Genomic DNA, 17432 nt, shown 5'->3' with positions numbered 1-17432 from the left:
ATTAGAAATATCTTATTTAATAAGGGTTTGGTGACCGATATCAATTGGGCATTTTCCATAGGAAATGCAGTAGTGCCTCTTAAATAAAAGCATGGTTTTATTTAAGAGCTATATTACATCCATGTATCCGTGAATTGATAGCCAAAACGACTTACGGCATTAAAAGCTTTAAGGAGTTTTTATGCCTGTTCGTCAGACTGCGCTTAAAGAACAAACCCTATCTCAATACAAAAATCATTCTTATGAATATTTACTACTCTCTTGGCTCTTAAGTGATGGCTGGGATGCAAGTATGCCTAGTTTGGATGTATATGCCAAAACTGATATTCAAATTTTAGATGGCCGTACTGTATATCGTATCCAAGTCAAAAGCTTATATTCTGTAGATGATAATATTGTTGTTGAAAATAAATGGGAAGATGCTGATATTGACTATGTCATATATTTCTCTAGAAATGCAGAATGGGGCTATATTGTTCCAGCATTCAAGGAAAAAAAGCGAAATTTAAAATCCCAAAATCATATTCGCTTTCATCAACATCCTACTAATTTTTTGAAAAATTTTAATAAAATCTAATTTACACCTCCCTTTAAAAAGGGAGGAACCCCTCGAATTCAAAACCTCAACAAAATTCACGTAAAGTCCCCCTTTCCCAAAGGGGGATTTAGGGGGATTCCAATCTATGTTTAGCAATCCAATAAATCTGCTCCACCACAGCATCAGTTTCAGTCAAAATCTGCCTGTTACTAAACCTCAGCACTACAAGCCCTAATTCACTTAAAGCTTGATCACGAATTTGGTCAGCCGAACGACCATCTTCAGTGTAATGCTGCCCACCATCACACTCAATGACGAGGTTCGCAGCGGAACAATAAAAATCCACAATAAAGTTAAGAATTGGCTTTTGCCGATAAAACTGTAATCCTAAAACTTGCTTACGGCGTAATCTTTGCCATAGCCATTGCTCTGCATCGGCCATATTGCTACGCAAATCACGCGATGGAAGTTTTAAGTTCTTGTTCTTTGTACACGACAAAAAAAGACAACTCATTGAAATAATGGCATAATACTTGTTTTCTGACGACGAATATGATGACACATTTCAATGAGTTACATCTCATCTTAAACAAATATCTAAAGTGGAACAAGTCACGTGTAAAATGTTTTACACTGATTATGCTGGCATTAATTGTAAAACAGACATGTAATCTTTCTTCTGCATCTAAAGCCTTACCCATCACGTGCTTACCACAATCATTTTATCGACGTATACAACGCTTCTTTGCAGATCAGTATTTCGATTATCGTCAAATTTCTCAGTTAATTTTCAATATATTTTCATTCGATAAAGTCCAATTAACTTTGGATAGAACCAACTGGAAATGGGGAAAACGAGATATCAATATCTTGATGTTAGCCATCGTCTATCGTGGAATAGCGATACCTATTGTTTGGACATTGCTCAATAAACGTGGAAATTCAGATACAAAAGAGCGTATTGCTTTGATTCAACGCTTTATCTCCATTTTTGGTAAAGATCGTATTGTGAATGTGTTCGCAGACAGAGAATTTATCGGTGAGAAATGGTTTACATGGTTAATTGAAAATGACATTAACTTCTGTATACGTGTTAAAAAAACTTTATTGTGACCAATCACTTAGCCAAGAATCATAAAATTAGTGATTTATTTCGTCATCTTCAAGTTGGTCAAACAGAATGTCGTAAACGACGTATTTGGGTTGGTCGAGTGAAACTGTATATTAGTGCGCTACGATTAGAAGATGGAGAACTTTTACTTGTTGTTTCTCCTATGTTTAATGCTTCTGCTATTGGTGATTATGCATTACGCTGGGAAATCGAAACCTTATTTAGTTGTCTCAAAGGACGTGGATTCAATCTTGAAAATACTCGTTTAACAGACCCTAGACGAGTCAAGAAATTGATAGCAGTGCTAGCGATCGGTTTCTGTTGGTGCTATTTAACAGGTGAATGGCAACATGATCGAAAAAAAGCGATAAAACTAAAGAAGCATGGACGACTTTCAGTAAGTTTATTTCGCTACGGTTTGGACTATGTTCAGATGGCTATTCTACGTTTGATTGGTTTTGGAAAAAAAGAAGAATTTAAGAAAGTGCTAGCAATTTTAAGAAAGAAAAAGCCTGATAGGACAAGGGCCCTATGAAATTTGTCGTGTACAGAGGTTCTTGTTATAAGGTTGCATCACGACACTCTTTTTTTTTAAATATTCTTTTAAGAATCTTGGCATAATATCTGCCAAAAATAATAGCGTACGAAACATCATTATGAACACAACACAACTTTTTCTCGGCGTGATCTTTAGCTCAATTGGTTTAGGCTATTTTCTCTATGGCAAAAAACAAAAACTGACTGTGCCCTTTGTAGTCGGTCTGGTTCTAATGGTTTTCCCTTATTTTATAGAAAGTAATGTTTTGCTGAGTGGCATTGGGATTCTACTGTCGATCACTCCTTATTTTTTACGTTTTTAGAATGACTTAGCGGTTTCAAGCGATTCAAATTTAATGTCGGTCACATTCCAGTGATGCATCATTTCACGTAAAAACACAAAGTAAACCAAGCTAAATATTCCTTGTTTCGTGACCTTAGCCAAATAATATTCCCGACACTCAAGAAATGCATTAAAGCCACTTTCAAGCTGTATTCGACCTATGCTGTGTTGATTCGGAAAAAATAAACTCAAAACTTGCTCAAATAAAGTATCCGTACTAATTGCACTTTTGGGCGAAGCATATTGGATGGGAACCGATTCTAATATTTCTTCAATTACATAGATCATCAATTCAATGGCAAGTTCGTCTAGTACCCCATGACGCATACTATTCGACTTTATGAATTGTAAGCCTTTATCAATCTGAAAGTGCTGCCCATCGAGTTCAAAGCTGAACTGCTCCAAGCCTAAGGAAAATTTTATTGTAGTATCGGGAGTAGTCATGACATTCATCCTCCAGAATCAAAACGGTTCATGCATCGTTGTATTGGTTTTGGATATAACAACCCTGCAAAAACAAACGCGCCATCTTGTTCATCTTCTAAGATAGCGCGTCTAAGTATAAAGTTCTGCTGTAATCGGTTTAGTTTGCTTGGGTCTTCGGTAAAAATGCAGTGGCAAAACCCAGTAAGGGCAATAGCGAACACACACCAAATACCCATTCAATGCCTTTCACATCTGCCAAATAGCCCAAACCTGCTGCGGCTATACCACTCACGCCAAACATTAAGCCGAACATTAAACCAGCAATCATCCCGACTCGCCCAGGTACCGCTTCTTGTGCATACACCACCATGGCAGCAAATGCAGAAGACAACACTAAACCAGTCATGACAGACAATACCGTAGTCCAGAACAGATTGGCAAAAGGCATCATTAAAGCAAACGGTGCCATGCCTACAAATGAAACCCAAATCACCGCTTTACGTCCAATTTTGTCGCCAATTGGGCCGCCTGCAAAGGTTCCCAATGCCACCGCAGCCAAGAACGCAAACAAATGTAACTGTGCCGATTGCAGGCTGATATGGAATTTATGCATCAAGTAAAAAGTAAAGTAATTACTGATACTGGCAATATAAGTAAATTTGGCAAACATCAGCACGCAGATGGTCGAAAGTGCGATTACTAACTGGCGCCCGTGCAATTTACTTTGCACTTGTTGTGCTTTGGCTGCCAGTTGTTTTTTACTGTGACTAATACTCCAACGACTCACGCCAAATAATACCCAAATGGCAAGTAGTGCAAATACAATCAACAAGGCCACTGCATGTTGCCCAAAGGGCACAATAATCAGTGCAGCTAATAAGGGTCCAATTGCAGTTCCTGTATTACCTCCCACCTGAAAGGTCGATTGTGCTGTACCAAAACGCCCACCCGATGCCATACGCGCCACACGCGAAGCCTCAGGATGAAAGGTCGATGACCCCACCCCAATCAGAGCAGACCCGATAAGCAATACTGTAAAACTAGGAGAAAACGCCAACAATAAAATACCACTCAAGGTCACCAGCATACCCAGTGGCAATAAATACGGTTTGGGATTTTTGTCGGTATAAAGACCAATCCAAGGTTGCAGCAATGATCCAGTAATTTGATATACCAATGAAATGAGTCCAACTTGTGCGAAACTCAGTGAAAAGTTGGTTTTCAGCATCGGATAAATCGCAGGCAGAACGGCTTGAATCAAGTCATTCAGTAAATGTGCCAGTGCCACAGCACCTACAATTTTCACAATCATCCCTTGTGGCTGAAGACTTGCCACAGCTTCATCCATGCTTTCCTTCGTCTGTATTGAAGACGTCATAGCTGAAAAACTCCAATCATTGATATTTCAAACAATATTGTAAATTGTCATTCACAACGTTATCTTCCAATAATCCCTGTATAAGTGACAAATTTCATGAAAATATCAGATTCACTGATTGAAACAGAAATGTCTGAACTGGTGATTGGACTTTCCTCTGAACATACTTACCGCGAAATTACTCCTGCCCATCACCATTCACGGGCACAATTCCTGTATGCCTCGACTGGGATTATTCAGGTCTTTACTCCAAATCATGTTTGGTTGATTCCACCTATGTGTGCACTGTGGATTCCGGCTTATGTCGAACATAGTGTGATTTCTTTAAGTCGGGTCAAAATGAATACCGCCCTCGTAGAATCCCAAGCGGCATCAGTATTGGGTCAACAGTGTTTTATTATTCGGGTCAGTAAGTTATTGCACGAACTCCTCATTCGTTTAAATGTGATTGAGCAAATTCCTACGTCAGAATTATTGAGTTCGGATGAGCTTTCCCGTGCAATACAAATTTTAATTTTTGATGAAATTCAGAAAGCCAATTCTTTACCGATTCAGATTCCTTGGCCCCAAGACAAACGGCTATTGAATATCTGTCAAACGCTCTTACATGAACCACAATATCCTAAAGATTTAAGCACATGGGCAGATGAAATTGGCACCAGCACCAGAACCCTGATGCGGATGTTCCAAAAGGAAACTGGGATGTCATATCGGGCATGGCTACAACAAATGCACATTGCTCAAGCCCTGAGTAAAATCGCCAGTGGTGAGTCGATTGCACAAATTTCAAGGGGACTGGGATACAGTAATCCAAGTGCATTTAGTGCCATGTTTAAACGGCATTTAGGACAGACACCACAGCAATTTAAATATAAAGATGAATAATACAGCCCATATCGCTTAGGCTTTTAATCGGTCAACAAACAAAATACCATTGAGATGATCTACTTCATGTTGCACGATGCGTGCTGGAAATCCTTCAAACGTTGTTTCCATAACATCACCTTCTAATGTGTGATAGAGCACTCTAATGACTTGCGCTCGCTCCACCTGCGCACGTTGATTGGGCACACTTAAACAACCTTCTTCACCCAGACACGTGGTTTCAGAAAACTCTAATATTTGCGGATTAATCATGACCACAGGTTGCATTTCAGGTGCGTCGGGGTATCGTAGATTCGGGCGCGAAGCAGCAATAATAACCTGTTTAGAAATATACAATTGTGGTGCGGCGATACCGACACCATTACGCTCTAACATCGTTGCATGCATAACTGAAGCCAATTGCATCAACCATTCGCTATTAAACTCTGCTTCAGCAACAGGCGCAGCTTTTAATTTTAAGATCTCTTCTCCGCGTTGGGCAACGGGTAAAATTACACTCATGCGCTGTTCCTAATGTCAGGACTCAATGATTGGTTTCTGTCTATTCTGAACCAGTTATACGTAAATTGAAATCATCAGTTTAATGATGAATTTCTAAGCTTTATCTATTTTTGTGCAGCTTTTGGCAGTTCAAATGGGCTTTTACTGCACTGTTTATTCAAGTCTAAGCCAACATACGTCGAGTGTCGGATTCAATATGCATTTTATTCTATTAAATTTTGCTTAATTCAATCCAGCAACATTGCCGTTCAGGAGATGTAGGAAAAACAAGATGTTTCACATTCTGATTGGAATGCATGTAGATGCTCTGGTGTTGCTCAAGTCTAAAGTGATGGCCATCCACAAACAATTCGAGTGTTGAAATACTTTGATTAAAGATAAACACCACATCTGCTGAGGAGAAAAACTCAAGCGCGGATGAAGTTTCTATCCATTGATAGCGGGCAGTATAACGCTGCGGTGAATAGATTAAATTAAAGTCACGGATCACCTCTGCCAGTAGATTACAACTGACTAAACTATCACCACTAAACTGTACCGACTGTAGTGTCTTTAAAGTGAGCGCTACTCCATCAATATTCAGATGAATGCCAGTGCCATCCAATACCGTCAAAAAGCGTTGCATACCGTTAAACTGAGAAAAGGTTCCCGAAGTCGTGACATCTGCCATGGAAATGCGCCAATCAAAATCGGTTAAACTCTCACCTGCACTACGTGCCAGTTCTAGGGTATACCCTGCTCCATTTTTCCAAGGCATTTTTTTATAGTGATTTGCTGTAAGCAACTCGATCATGGCGTAAATTTCCCTTTTAAATCGTAATGATTGGCTAGACAAAACAGTCATGCATGTGTAATAAGCTACTGGTTTGACCATGCACGGCGAAAAATGAATAAAAATATTCTTTATTTTAAATTTTCAAACCTTTACACACTTGAATTAGCGATGAAACAGCAGTAGCAATGTGTTCTTTACATCCCGCAGCAATCAACCTTCGTCCGTTAATTCTGCTAATTCAGGGTTAACCCTCCAATGGCTACAATTCAATCCATCATCTGATTTATCTTAACGTAGCACATACTTATTTGTATATACAGGATCATACATAATAACTAATGTTGCCATGATGGCTCAGCATCACGACTTGAGCACCCATCAACGGATTTGTTGCAGAAAGCTATTCGTAAATCCTTATTCAGCAGTATAATTCTCAGATAAGTACACCACAGCAAAATCTATCGTTCTAGTAATTCGTTTATTGAAAACCAAACTCAGATCAACCAAGAAACTTTATCAATCTCGTTTAATTCCTATTCTGCTAAGTGAAAATGGAAACTTGGAGGAATATAAGAACTTTACCGCAAGCAAGAAGAGGGCTACTGCAAATAGTGAACTGATTAGGCAGGTCATCTACCTGAGTGGTCACTTAAATTTGAGTAGATCAAGATACATTTACCTTTTGAATCTTTGCACAACAGCGCCGATTAAACATAACAACTATATAAACCCAATCAGCATGAGCTTAGAAATTTTCTTAATGAGCTTAGAAATTTTCTTATAAACTCAACCACCTGCTAAATTAATATTGGTAAAATACAAAGGGTTATTCCAATTCTCAGAATAACCCTTTGTTGTAATAATGTTCTGAATCAGATCTATTTAAATGATGACAAAATTTTAGAATTCCTTGGTAATACTAAAAATTACTGCATCATCAGCATAAGTTAAATCTTTATTAATATTTGAATCGACATAATACAAATCAAAAATAAAGTCATTATAGTTATAATTACCACCTACTTTATAATCATAATATGAATCTTCTTGGTCTGTTGCCCATAAAACATCATAAGCATCATGACTTGAAAACTTGTTGTAACCTACTTGGGCATAAGTATTCCAATTTTTAGCTATAGGATAGTTATAACTGGCTTCATAACGTAACATTTTCCCAGTATTGAAAAAATACTCTGGAGAATAATAAAAAGTAAAATTTAATGCATCATCTTCAGTTAATAAACTCATACCTGTTGCAGCAATAGAATATTCTTCATAATCCGTATCGGTTAAAGATTTATCCGAACCAGGGTAATTAATATCCCCATACTGAATATTGAGCTTGAAATGATCATTAACGAGATAATCATATCCTAAATAATAATCTAGCTCTATGCTACTCCCAATATCAAGTTCACTATTGGAGGCAAAAATTTGTGCATATAAACCCGAATCATGATCTATGCGTAAAGTACCTTGTATTGCTGGATCACCTTCTGTTTGTGAATAACCACGCGAATAGTAATCAGTTAAAAAGGAAACGGTACCACTGGTTGAAAAATTCTTAAAAACACTTGATTCTTCAACATTTTCTGCGTGTACACTCGAAATTACCATGACCAACCATAAACCACATACTAGCTTATTTTTCAACTTTTGCATTCCATCAATTCCATGATTTTTATTTTGTTTTTTTATTGTCATTCTTTTTTAACAAAAACATAGAACCAATTCCTATAAATCAATAGGAACCATTAGAGAATAGATAACCAATGATCGTGATTTTTCTAACATAAATAATAGAAAATATTAAATAGTACAAAAATTTAAGATAAAATTTCAAAAACATTGATTAAACTTTCTTAAATAGTGACTGATGTAAAGAATAAACATCCTTATAAAAAAGAGCTTATTCAATAAAATCATCCACATCATAAATATATTTACATCAATAATTAATAAAAAGTCTCTCTCACAAATAAAAATTGATCATGCTTTTATTTTATTAAAAAGATCTAATGTATAAATTTCTTGCTTCGATCAGTTTCAAAATATAATAACTCAATCCCTTTATACATTTTTTTAATTTATTGAAACACAGTAATTTTTATTTAAATTCAAGCATAAAGTTTGCATTTTCTATATCTATGACTTATGAAATATCAAAACTAAGTGAAATAAAACAAGGTCTGAAGAGATGGGTCCTCCCCTTCAGACCTTAAGAAGCATTTGGTGTTTGCTCTATGCCATTAATTTGAACTTTTTCAGCTGAAGATGCGAGAGCCATTTAATTGCAGCTTAAGAGTGCCAATTAATTTTATTCTTCAAGCTGACTAGCGCTGAACCCTAGCTTGTCTATTACGATTTTTTTTAAAAAGTTAAATCTAAGCACGATTATGATTGAAATTCATCATTATTATTGGACAAATATCATATTAAGCGAATTATACGATATTTATCCTATCGAAAATTTTCTACTTAATTTAAACATTTTTCTAGCAACACTGATAACATCCACTTTATTCATTAACTTGGTTTATTGAAGTATCGGACACCTCAACACAAAAGAATATATTTTCATGGAAATCAAACAAATAAAATATTTTTTGACGGTGGTTGAAGCAGGCAGTATTGGTAAAGCTGCCCAAAAACTCGATGTTGGCGCTTCGGCCATTAGTCAGCAAATTAGTAAGCTCGAACAAGAGCTAAGCATTCGCTTATTACAGCGTAATGCTTTTGGCGTCACGCCTACACCTGCTGGTCTGGCCTTTTTAAAACACTCTCAACTTATTTTGCGTCAAGTTAACTTTGCAATAGACGCTGCGCATTCAGCTCGGCTTTCAGGCCATGTCAGCCTTGGTTTTCCGCCAACTATTACTGCTTTAATTGGCATCCCTTTAATGAAACTAATGTCTGAACGCTATCCAGACATTCGTCTAGAAATTGTGGAAACCTTGTCTGGGAATCTAATTCAGTCGATTAATTCGCGTCAGCTTGATATTGCCATTATTTTTACCAATGAAATTGATAAGCAATGGTCGATACAGCCTTTGGTACGTGAACAAATGTATTTAATGGCACGCAAAGAAGTGCTCGAAAAATACGGTCTTGCCGACTGTATCAAAAGCGGAATTATTCAGTCCCAACAAATCGGTGATATTCCTTTAGTATTACCACGGCAGCGTCATAGCTTAAGAAAATTGCTTGAGCACAAGATTGGGCAGCTTAATGTTGTCTATGAAATTGATGGTCTACACTTACTCATGGATAGCCTGATTCACCTTGACCTTGCCAGCGTCCGCCCTGGAAGTGCTTGTCTGCAAGAGTACAAACACAAGCTTCAACTACTTAAATTGATTGATCCTGAAGTTGAGCGAATCAATTACTTGGTGAGCCTTGCCGAAGAAGAATTATCACCTGCTGCACTGGCTGCAAAATCGGCAATTAAAGCGTGTGTAAAAGAACTGATTCAAAACCAAATTTGGCCGTGTTCTGAAATTATTTTATAAGGGGTCATTAATTTTATTAAATACCTAATTAATTTTGCCCTCTCACTCCCTCCTGCCGTTTGAGATTACATTTTCATCTGAATGATAAGTGAATTTCTGCTTATCACAATATAGATGTGTAGTTTGAACTGGAAACAAGGCATCACATTTTCGACATAGGACATCTTAAAATCTCATCTCTGACCCATTTCCTATTTAGGTTTATTGCATGAGATTGAAGTTCAAAGCTTGAAGATCGTGAATGTTTCCATTTTGTCAGGCCAAGGAGGTCTCCAATGGATGTCGTGAATAACCGTAGGGCTACTTTTAAAAAAATATTAAATGTAACGAGTGGCAACTTTTTAGAACAGTACGATTTTTTTCTTTTTGGTTTCTATGCTACTTATATCGCAGCAAAATTTTTCCACTCTGAAAATGAATATGTCTCTTTAATGATGACATTTACCGTATTTGCTGCGGGTTTTCTTATGCGTCCTCTCGGCGCTATTTTCTTGGGCGCTTATGTCGACAGAGTTGGTCGACGTAAAGGTCTTATTGTGACTTTAAGCCTTATGGCAATCGGAACCATCTTAATTACCTTTGTACCGGGTTATGAAACCATTGGTATTATTGCGCCAATTTTGGTGGTGATTGGACGTCTATTACAAGGCTTCTCGGCAGGTGTTGAATCTGGTGGTGTATCGATTTATCTAGCTGAAATTGCAACAGATAAAAACCGTGGATTTATCACAAGCTGGCAATCTGGCAGCCAACAAATTGCAGTTGTATTTGCAGCATTACTTGGCTACTGGCTCAACACCATTTTAACTACTGCTCAAGTGGGTGAATGGGGCTGGCGTATTCCGTTCTTAATTGGTTGTTTGATTATTCCTTTAATCTTCTTATTCCGCCGTACGTTAGAAGAAACTGAAGACTTTAAAGCGCAAAAAACTCATCCATCGACCAAAGAAATTTTCAGCACGCTTGCGAGTAACTGGCGCATCGTACTTGCGGGCATGATGATGAGTGCCATGACCACAACCACGTTCTATTTCATTACGGTTTACACCACTGTGTATGCAAAACGTACTCTAGAAATGTCGGTAACGGATAGCCTTTTAGCAACCGTATTTGTGGGTTTATCCAATTTCTTCTGGTTACCAATGGGTGGCTTACTTTCAGACAAAATTGGTCGTCGTCCAGTTTTAGTCGGCATTACAACCCTTGCCATCTTTACAACTTATCCAGTTTTAAGCTGGTTGGTGAGTGACATTAGTTTTACCAATCTGATTATTACGCTTGCTTACTTCTCGTTCTTCTTTGGTATGTACAACGGCACCATGGTCGCAACGCTTGCCGAAGTAATGCCAAAACGTGTACGTACAGTTGGCTTCTCTTTAGCGTTCAGCCTTGCAGCCGCTATTTTTGGTGGTATGACGCCAATGGCTTGTACGTACCTTGTCGAAAACACAGGCAATGCAAGCACACCAGCATTCTGGCTGATGTTAGCAGCGGTATGTAGCTTAATCTCAAGCTTATATCTATGCCGTGGTTCTAAGCAGAAGAATGCAGACCCAATTGCTGAACCTGCGAAGGTTAGCGCTTAAAACAATAACTACTTAACCTGAAATTTTAATGAACAGTACGGCAGATCTTAAGTCTCCGTACTGTGCTCTCCTATCATTAAAGTGAGATACTATGAAAAAGTCCCCTATCTTCATGACCATTTGCCTAGCTGGTGCAGGCTTAGGCTCAACGCTTGCTAACGCAGATACACTCGAAGTGATTAGTTCAGGCGGTTTCTATTCATCTATGGAAAAACTCATTCCAATATTTGAAAAGCAAACTGGTCACACGGTTCACCTTTCGTCTGGTTCATCAATGGGCGCGTCGCCAACTGCAATTCCGAATCGACTCGATCGTGGTGAACATTTTGATGTGGTGGTGTTGGCTGCTCCTGAACTGAATAAGCTTGCAGAAAAAGGTTATGTAGACCCAAGTTCACAAAGTGCTTTGGTCAATTCAAGCATTGGTATGGCTGTGCCTAAAGGTGCACCAAAACCAGATATTAGCTCTGCGGCAAAATTCGAAAAAGTTTTATTAAATGCTAAGCACATTGGTTATTCAGCAAGTGCGAGCGGCACGCATCTTGAAAAAGATGTTTTCCCAAGCTTCCCACCTGTCGAGTACAAAGTGATTTCTGGTAAAGCAGAAAAAGTAGTCGGTGACCGTGTTGCAAAACGTATTGCTGAAGGTCAGTTCGATATTGGTTTCCAGCAAATTAGTGAAATCAAACCTTTTACTGGCCAATATGGTCAAGTTGATTTAGTCGGTCCAATTCCTGCGCCTTATCAAAAAGTCACTGTATTTGCAGCGGGCATTGGTAAAAACTCTGAACATGAAAAAGTCGCAAAAGAACTCATCAAATTTGTGAAGTCACCACAAGCAACACAAATTATTGAAGAACAGGGTCTTGAGCAGGTTAAACAATAAAAGCTCTAAAAGGCAACATCTTGAGGTGATGTTGCCTTTACTCTGTTGGTGGTTTACTCAGCGTAATAGAACAAAATGTATAGCGATAAACCAGTGTAGAATAACCAATAAAGGACAATGTAGTATTTGCCGTGGAACTCAAACAATTAAAGTATTTTATTGCGGTGATCGAGTCAGGAAGCTTGGGTAAAGCTGCAAAAAATCTCGATATTGGAACTTCTGCATTAAGTCAGCAAATCTCAAAATTAGAAAGCGAGCTTTCGATTCGCCTGTTACAACGCACCGCTTTGGGAACGGTTCCCACCCCTGCGGGTTTAGCTTTTTTTCAACAGGTTCAACTGGCGCTTAGACACTTAGACCATGCCGTAGACTCTGCACATTCTTCACGCCTAAGTGGTCATGTCACCGTCGGTTTTTCGCCAAGTGTCGCGTCGGTTATTGGCACCCACTTTTTAAAACTCATGAGAAACCGTTATCCCGACATTAAAGTCCGTTTAATTGAAGGCTTATCGGGTGACTTAAAAGCATTAGTTAATGCAAGGCAGCTCGATGTTGCCATCATCTTTAGTGATGATGTCGACCCACAGTGGGCCATACAGCCTTTAGTCAAAGAACAGATGTTTTTAATTTCGCCTAAAGAAGTGCTGAGTCAGTACCATCTTGAAAGCTGTATAGACACTCAAACGATTACCCATTCGCAGCTTAAAGAACTTCCGCTAATTTTACCGAGCCAACGACATGGACTACGTTTGTTGCTCGAACAGAAAATTCATCAACTTAAAGTGGCCTATGAAATTGATGGGCTACATTTGTTAATGGAAAGCATTAGCCAACTCGAAATGGCAACCATCCAACCTGCGGGTGCATCGTTAAACTCACGGCAAGACCTATGTTTACTACGTGTTGTAGAACCTGCCATTGAACGCATTAACTATTTAATTAGTCTGTCTGAAGAAGAACTCTCGCCTGCTACTTTAGCCACCAAAGTAGTGATTCGTGCTTGTGTGACTAACCTGATTAATGAAAAGCGCTGGCCTGGTGCGAAACTCATAAACACTTAAGCCTTTAGTGTTTATTTTTACTAAACACCCATTCAAGTTTAGCCTCTCACTTCCTCTTCCCTTTTAAAGCTACATTAGCCTTAGCTGAGAAAGGGAGAAATCCATGCATGATGTGATTGTAATTGGTGGTGGGAATGCCGCACTGTGTGCCGCGCTCACGGCAAAAGAAAGTGGCGCGTCTGTGCTTGTCATAGAAGCAGCACCTAAAGAATGGCGTGGTGGTAACTCACAACACACTCGTAACCTCCGTTGCATGCATGATGCTCCTCAAGATGTATTAGTCGATGCCTACCCAGAAGAAGAATATTGGCAAGACCTACTTAAAGTCACTGCGGGCAAAACCAATGAGCACTTAGCTCGTCTAGTCATTCGTAGCACGGCGACCTGCCGTGACTGGATGCGTAAACATGGGGTCAATTTTCAGCCACCACTATCGGGTGCTTTACATGTTGCACGTACCAATGCCTTTTTTATGGGTGGTGGTAAAGCCCTCATTAATGCGTATTACCGTAGTGCCCAAGAACTTGGCATTCAGATTTTATACAACACAAAAATTAAAGATCTAAAGTTAAACCAAGGACATTTTGAAGCTGCAATTGCGGAAGATGGCCGTGTATTTAAAGCGAAAAGCTGTGTATTGGCCGCAGGTGGTTTTGAGTCAAATCTGGAATGGTTAAGAGAAGCATGGGGACAAAATGAAAACGGCGAATGGCCTGCCGATAATTTCATTATTCGTGGAACCCGCTTTAATCAGGGCAACTTGCTCAAATTCATGATAGATCAAGGCGCCGATATTATTGGTGACCCATCACAATCGCACTGTGTGGCCGTAGATGCACGAGCACCGTTATATGACGGCGGCATCTGCACCCGTATTGACTGCGTTTCACTAGGAATTGTGGTCAATAACAAAGCTGAACGTTTTTACGATGAAGGCGAAGACTTCTGGCCAAAACGTTATGCGATTTGGGGCCGCCTTGTTGCCAAACAACCGCAGCAAATTGCCTATTCGATTATCGACTCAAAAGCCATTGGTCGCTTTATGCCACCTGTGTTTGCGGGTGTGAAAGCAAATAGCATTCAAGAACTGGCCGAAAAAATCGGACTTGATGCAAAAACCTTATGCCACACCGTAGAAGAATTTAACCAAGCTTGTGTGCAAGGCACCTTTAACCACACGGTTTTAGATGACTGCATCACCCAAAATATTGTTCCCAACAAGACCCACTGGGCCGTTCCTCTCGATCGCCCACCATTCTATGCCTATGCGCTTAAACCCGGCATTACCTTTACCTATTTAGGTTTAAAAGTCGAAGACGATGCTGCTGTACGTTTTAACAATAAAGCCAGCCGCAACCTGTTTGTCGCAGGTGAAATGATGGCAGGTAACGTACTCGGTCAGGGTTATACCGCAGGGGTCGGCATGTCGATTGGCACAACCTTTGGACGCATTGCCGGAAAAAATGCAGCTCACTATGCACTTTCACAAGGAGTTGAACATGAATGCTAGTACTAAAGCCCTAATTCCAGTTGTTCAGCTCTCTGACCATGAGCAGGAAGTTCAAAGAGCCCTACAGATTTGTAATGCTTGTCGCTACTGTGAGTCTTTTTGTGCTGTATTTGCGGCCATGACCAAACGTCTTGAGTTTAATCAAGCCGATATTCATTACCTCGCAAACCTGTGCCATAACTGTGGTGCATGTTTACACGCTTGCCAATATGCCCCGCCACATGAGTTTGGTGTAAACATTCCAAAAGCGATGGCACAAGTACGTTTGGAAACTTACCAAGAGTTTGCGACACCTCAGCCTTTAGGCCGACTTTATAAGTCTGTTGGGATTCCTTTTGTTTCGGCGTTATCAGCTATTTTCTTTTTATGCATGTTAGCTGTGGTCTGGTACAAAGGCACCGACCTGTTTGCAGGCTATCAAGGTAATTTCTATGCGATTTTCCCGCATAACTTTTTAGCGCTACTGTTTGGAGCGACCTTTACAGTTGCGATTGTTCTGCTCGGCATCGGGATTAGCAAATTCTGGCGACAGACGTCTAAAGTTATTCACGGCAAAGTTGAGAAACCAGACCTTATTCAAGCCTCTCAAAATGTATTAACACTTAAATATTTAGACGGTGGACATGGCAAAGGCTGTAATGAACAAGATGATCGTTACACACAAATCCGCCGCGTGTTCCATCACCTGACGTTTTATGGTTTTATGCTCTGCTTTGCAGCCACAGGTGTAGCGACTTTATATCACTATTTCCTTAACCTGCATGCGCCTTACCCTATCTTTAGCTTGCCTGTGATTTTAGGTACGTTGGGTGGGCTTGGCTTAGTGATTGGACCATCTGGCTTGCTCTATTTAAATCTTAAACGCCATCCATTACATGGTGACCGCGAGCAAAAACCTGTAGATCGAGGTTTTATTTTCCTTTTAATTTTAGTCAGTGCTTCAGGCTTAGCTCTTATGGCATTTCGCAATACACCTTACATGGCACTTTTACTGATTTTCCATTTAGCTACGGTCATGACATTCTTTATTACCATGCCATTTGGAAAGTTCGCACACGGTTTTTACCGCAGTGCTTCTTTACTCAAATTTTCCATCGAAGAACGTACTTCTAAAAAGTCATAATTTCATTCAAAAGTATTCACTATCTTGGCGTAGTGAATACTTTCATTATTTTAAGCTCAAAATACTTCATAGCTTGCCTACTTTTTACTATTTAAAATTCCCAAGCCATACATCGGCCACTTGGTACTCGCTTTAATATTATTAATCAGCATCGCCACCAAAACTAAAGACACTGCACCAACTAAAACAGGGAAAATTAAGAAACTCCACTGGTAATGTATGCTGCTTGCGGTGAGTAAAATAACCAAAGGATTGGCCCCAGCAGGTGGATGAACACATTTAAAAACTTGCATGAGAGCAATGGCACAACCCACTGATAACGCAATTGTAAAAATAGAAACACCGACAAATTTTAGAAAAAACAAACCTACAAAAGCCGAAATAAGATGCCCAAATATAATATTTCTCGGCTGTGCCAAAGGTGACTGCGACACGGTATAGAGCAATACACAGGTCGCACCAAACGGCGCCATGATAAAGATATTATGTGTGAGCTTACTCAACCACAGGAGTATAAAAATACTGAGCGTACCCCCAACAAGGCTTCTTAAAACATCAACTTTAGTGGGCGATGGAGCCAGTTTTTCTTTGCCATAAAAGATCGAGAACATGATTTTTATTCCTTAGACAGAAGTTGCTTTTTAAAAAGCATATAGATAAAATTCCAAATAGTACAGATCTGTACTATTTTATTTTTTGGAAAAGTTTTATGTCAAAATCTGCCTTAAAAATATTAGATACAGCCGAGAAGTTATTTAATGAAAATAGTTTTGTCGGGGTTGGCGTTGACTTGATTCGCGACGAATCTGGCTGCTCAAAAACCACGATGTACACGTACTATAAAAATAAAAATCAACTGGTTAAGTCTGTACTCATTGCACGTGATGAACGGTTTAAGCAAAGCCTTTTGGGTTATGTTGGAGATGCAACCGGGTTGGAAGCCATCAATAAGATTTTGGATTGGCACACCAATTGGTTTAGACAAGATTTTTTTAAAGGCTGTTTATTTGTAAGAGCGGTCGCAGAATCTAACCAAGATGATCAAGACATTATTTCTATTTCTAAAGCCCATAAACAATGGATTAAAGTATTGATTGCGGAAAACTGCAATATACCGAATGGTGAAGCTTTATCCGAGCTGATCTATACGGTGATTGAAGGATTAATTAGCCGCTTTTTAGTCGATGGTTTCGATGAAACACTTGCGATAAACATGAAAAATTATATTAATCAATTATTTAATATTCATCAACATTAGCATGA

Annotated in this window: 18 protein-coding genes; 11 read left to right on the top strand and 7 right to left on the bottom strand. The window is 39.1% G+C overall.

Annotation, left to right across the window (positions count from 1 at the left end; genetic code table 11):
• The first annotated feature begins 181 nt into the window (after nucleotides 1–181).
• Complete coding sequence (locus C3F34_RS11975) at nucleotides 182–577, top strand: hypothetical protein (protein ID WP_016166960.1); 396 nt, start codon at nucleotides 182–184, stop codon at nucleotides 575–577.
• A gap of 88 nt (nucleotides 578–665) precedes the next feature.
• Here the strand turns inward: C3F34_RS11975 and C3F34_RS11970 are convergent, their stop codons facing one another.
• Nucleotides 666–980, bottom strand: a complete 315-nt coding sequence (locus C3F34_RS11970) for an endonuclease domain-containing protein (RefSeq protein WP_265735191.1) — start codon at nucleotides 978–980, stop codon at nucleotides 666–668.
• A gap of 113 nt (nucleotides 981–1093) precedes the next feature.
• Here C3F34_RS11970 and C3F34_RS11965 point away from each other — a divergent pair.
• A protein-coding gene (locus C3F34_RS11965) for an IS4 family transposase (protein ID WP_104442269.1) occupies nucleotides 1094–2184 on the top strand; the annotation gives its coding sequence in 2 pieces (ribosomal slippage) (nucleotides 1094–1634 and nucleotides 1634–2184; 1092 coding nt in all).
• A gap of 121 nt (nucleotides 2185–2305) precedes the next feature.
• Nucleotides 2306–2509 carry a hypothetical protein gene (locus tag C3F34_RS11960; RefSeq protein WP_044737419.1) on the top strand — a complete coding sequence of 68 codons (204 nt, stop codon included), beginning with the start codon at nucleotides 2306–2308 and terminating at the stop codon, nucleotides 2507–2509.
• On the opposite strand, the gene C3F34_RS11955 is transcribed toward C3F34_RS11960, so the two are convergent.
• Nucleotides 2506–2973 carry a hypothetical protein gene (locus C3F34_RS11955; protein WP_044737420.1) on the bottom strand — a complete coding sequence of 156 codons (468 nt, stop codon included), beginning with the start codon at nucleotides 2971–2973 and terminating at the stop codon, nucleotides 2506–2508. The two genes, C3F34_RS11960 and C3F34_RS11955, sit on opposite strands and share 4 nt — an antisense overlap.
• A 139-nt stretch (nucleotides 2974–3112) precedes the next feature.
• A complete protein-coding gene (locus tag C3F34_RS11950; protein WP_104441680.1) occupies nucleotides 3113–4333 on the bottom strand; it encodes an MFS transporter in 1221 nt (406 codons plus the stop codon).
• A gap of 102 nt (nucleotides 4334–4435) precedes the next feature.
• Between C3F34_RS11950 and C3F34_RS11945 the strand changes: the two genes are divergently transcribed.
• Nucleotides 4436–5218, top strand: coding sequence for an AraC family transcriptional regulator (locus C3F34_RS11945; RefSeq protein WP_026440863.1), 783 nt, complete (start codon nucleotides 4436–4438; stop codon nucleotides 5216–5218).
• A gap of 15 nt (nucleotides 5219–5233) precedes the next feature.
• On the opposite strand, the gene def is transcribed toward C3F34_RS11945, so the two are convergent.
• From def to C3F34_RS11930, 3 genes are all read right to left on the bottom strand, one after another.
• The gene (gene def, locus C3F34_RS11940; protein ID WP_016166966.1) at nucleotides 5234–5719 is read right to left on the bottom strand and encodes a peptide deformylase; all 486 of its coding nucleotides are present in this window, start codon (nucleotides 5717–5719) and stop codon (nucleotides 5234–5236) included.
• Nucleotides 5720–5930: 211 nt separating this feature from the next.
• On the bottom strand, nucleotides 5931–6512 hold the full coding sequence (locus C3F34_RS11935; RefSeq protein ID WP_044737422.1) for a HutD family protein: 582 nt from the start codon (nucleotides 6510–6512) through the stop codon (nucleotides 5931–5933).
• Between the two features lie 882 nt (nucleotides 6513–7394).
• Nucleotides 7395–8198, bottom strand: coding sequence for a TorF family putative porin (locus C3F34_RS11930; protein ID WP_228155293.1), 804 nt, complete (start codon nucleotides 8196–8198; stop codon nucleotides 7395–7397).
• Between the two features lie 875 nt (nucleotides 8199–9073).
• Here C3F34_RS11930 and C3F34_RS11925 point away from each other — a divergent pair.
• The 6 genes from C3F34_RS11925 to tcuB all read left to right on the top strand — a co-directional run bounded on the left by C3F34_RS11925 (nucleotide 9074) and on the right by tcuB (nucleotide 16169).
• A complete protein-coding gene (locus C3F34_RS11925) occupies nucleotides 9074–10003 on the top strand; it encodes a LysR family transcriptional regulator (protein WP_005302915.1) in 930 nt (309 codons plus the stop codon).
• A 275-nt stretch (nucleotides 10004–10278) separates the two neighbouring features.
• A complete protein-coding gene (locus C3F34_RS11915) occupies nucleotides 10279–11589 on the top strand; it encodes an MFS transporter (protein WP_009390595.1) in 1311 nt (436 codons plus the stop codon).
• A 91-nt stretch (nucleotides 11590–11680) separates the two neighbouring features.
• Nucleotides 11681–12475 (top strand): substrate-binding domain-containing protein, encoded by a 795-nt coding sequence (locus C3F34_RS11910; protein ID WP_005302913.1) that lies wholly within the window; start codon nucleotides 11681–11683, stop codon nucleotides 12473–12475.
• A 131-nt stretch (nucleotides 12476–12606) separates the two neighbouring features.
• Complete coding sequence (locus tag C3F34_RS11905; protein ID WP_005302910.1) at nucleotides 12607–13536, top strand: LysR family transcriptional regulator; 930 nt, start codon at nucleotides 12607–12609, stop codon at nucleotides 13534–13536.
• 103 nt (nucleotides 13537–13639) lie between these two features.
• Nucleotides 13640–15046 (top strand): FAD-dependent tricarballylate dehydrogenase TcuA, encoded by a 1407-nt coding sequence (gene tcuA, locus C3F34_RS11900; protein ID WP_104441679.1) that lies wholly within the window; start codon nucleotides 13640–13642, stop codon nucleotides 15044–15046.
• On the top strand, nucleotides 15036–16169 hold the full coding sequence (gene tcuB, locus C3F34_RS11895; RefSeq protein WP_104441678.1) for a tricarballylate utilization 4Fe-4S protein TcuB: 1134 nt from the start codon (nucleotides 15036–15038) through the stop codon (nucleotides 16167–16169). The genes tcuA and tcuB overlap by 11 nt, the downstream gene beginning before the upstream one ends.
• Before the next feature lie 77 nt (nucleotides 16170–16246).
• Here the strand turns inward: tcuB and C3F34_RS11890 are convergent, their stop codons facing one another.
• Complete coding sequence (locus tag C3F34_RS11890; RefSeq protein ID WP_104441677.1) at nucleotides 16247–16780, bottom strand: HPP family protein; 534 nt, start codon at nucleotides 16778–16780, stop codon at nucleotides 16247–16249.
• A 98-nt stretch (nucleotides 16781–16878) separates the two neighbouring features.
• Here C3F34_RS11890 and C3F34_RS11885 point away from each other — a divergent pair, with 98 nt between their 5' ends.
• Nucleotides 16879–17427: a TetR/AcrR family transcriptional regulator gene (locus C3F34_RS11885; protein WP_104441676.1), complete on the top strand. Its 549-nt coding sequence runs from the start codon at nucleotides 16879–16881 to the stop codon at nucleotides 17425–17427.
• The last annotated feature ends 5 nt before the right edge of the window (nucleotides 17428–17432 follow it).

Source organism: Acinetobacter sp. ACNIH2, from assembly GCF_002934965.1.
Classification (GTDB): domain Bacteria; phylum Pseudomonadota; class Gammaproteobacteria; order Pseudomonadales; family Moraxellaceae; genus Acinetobacter; species Acinetobacter tandoii.
This window is presented reverse-complemented; position numbering and strand designations above follow the sequence as displayed.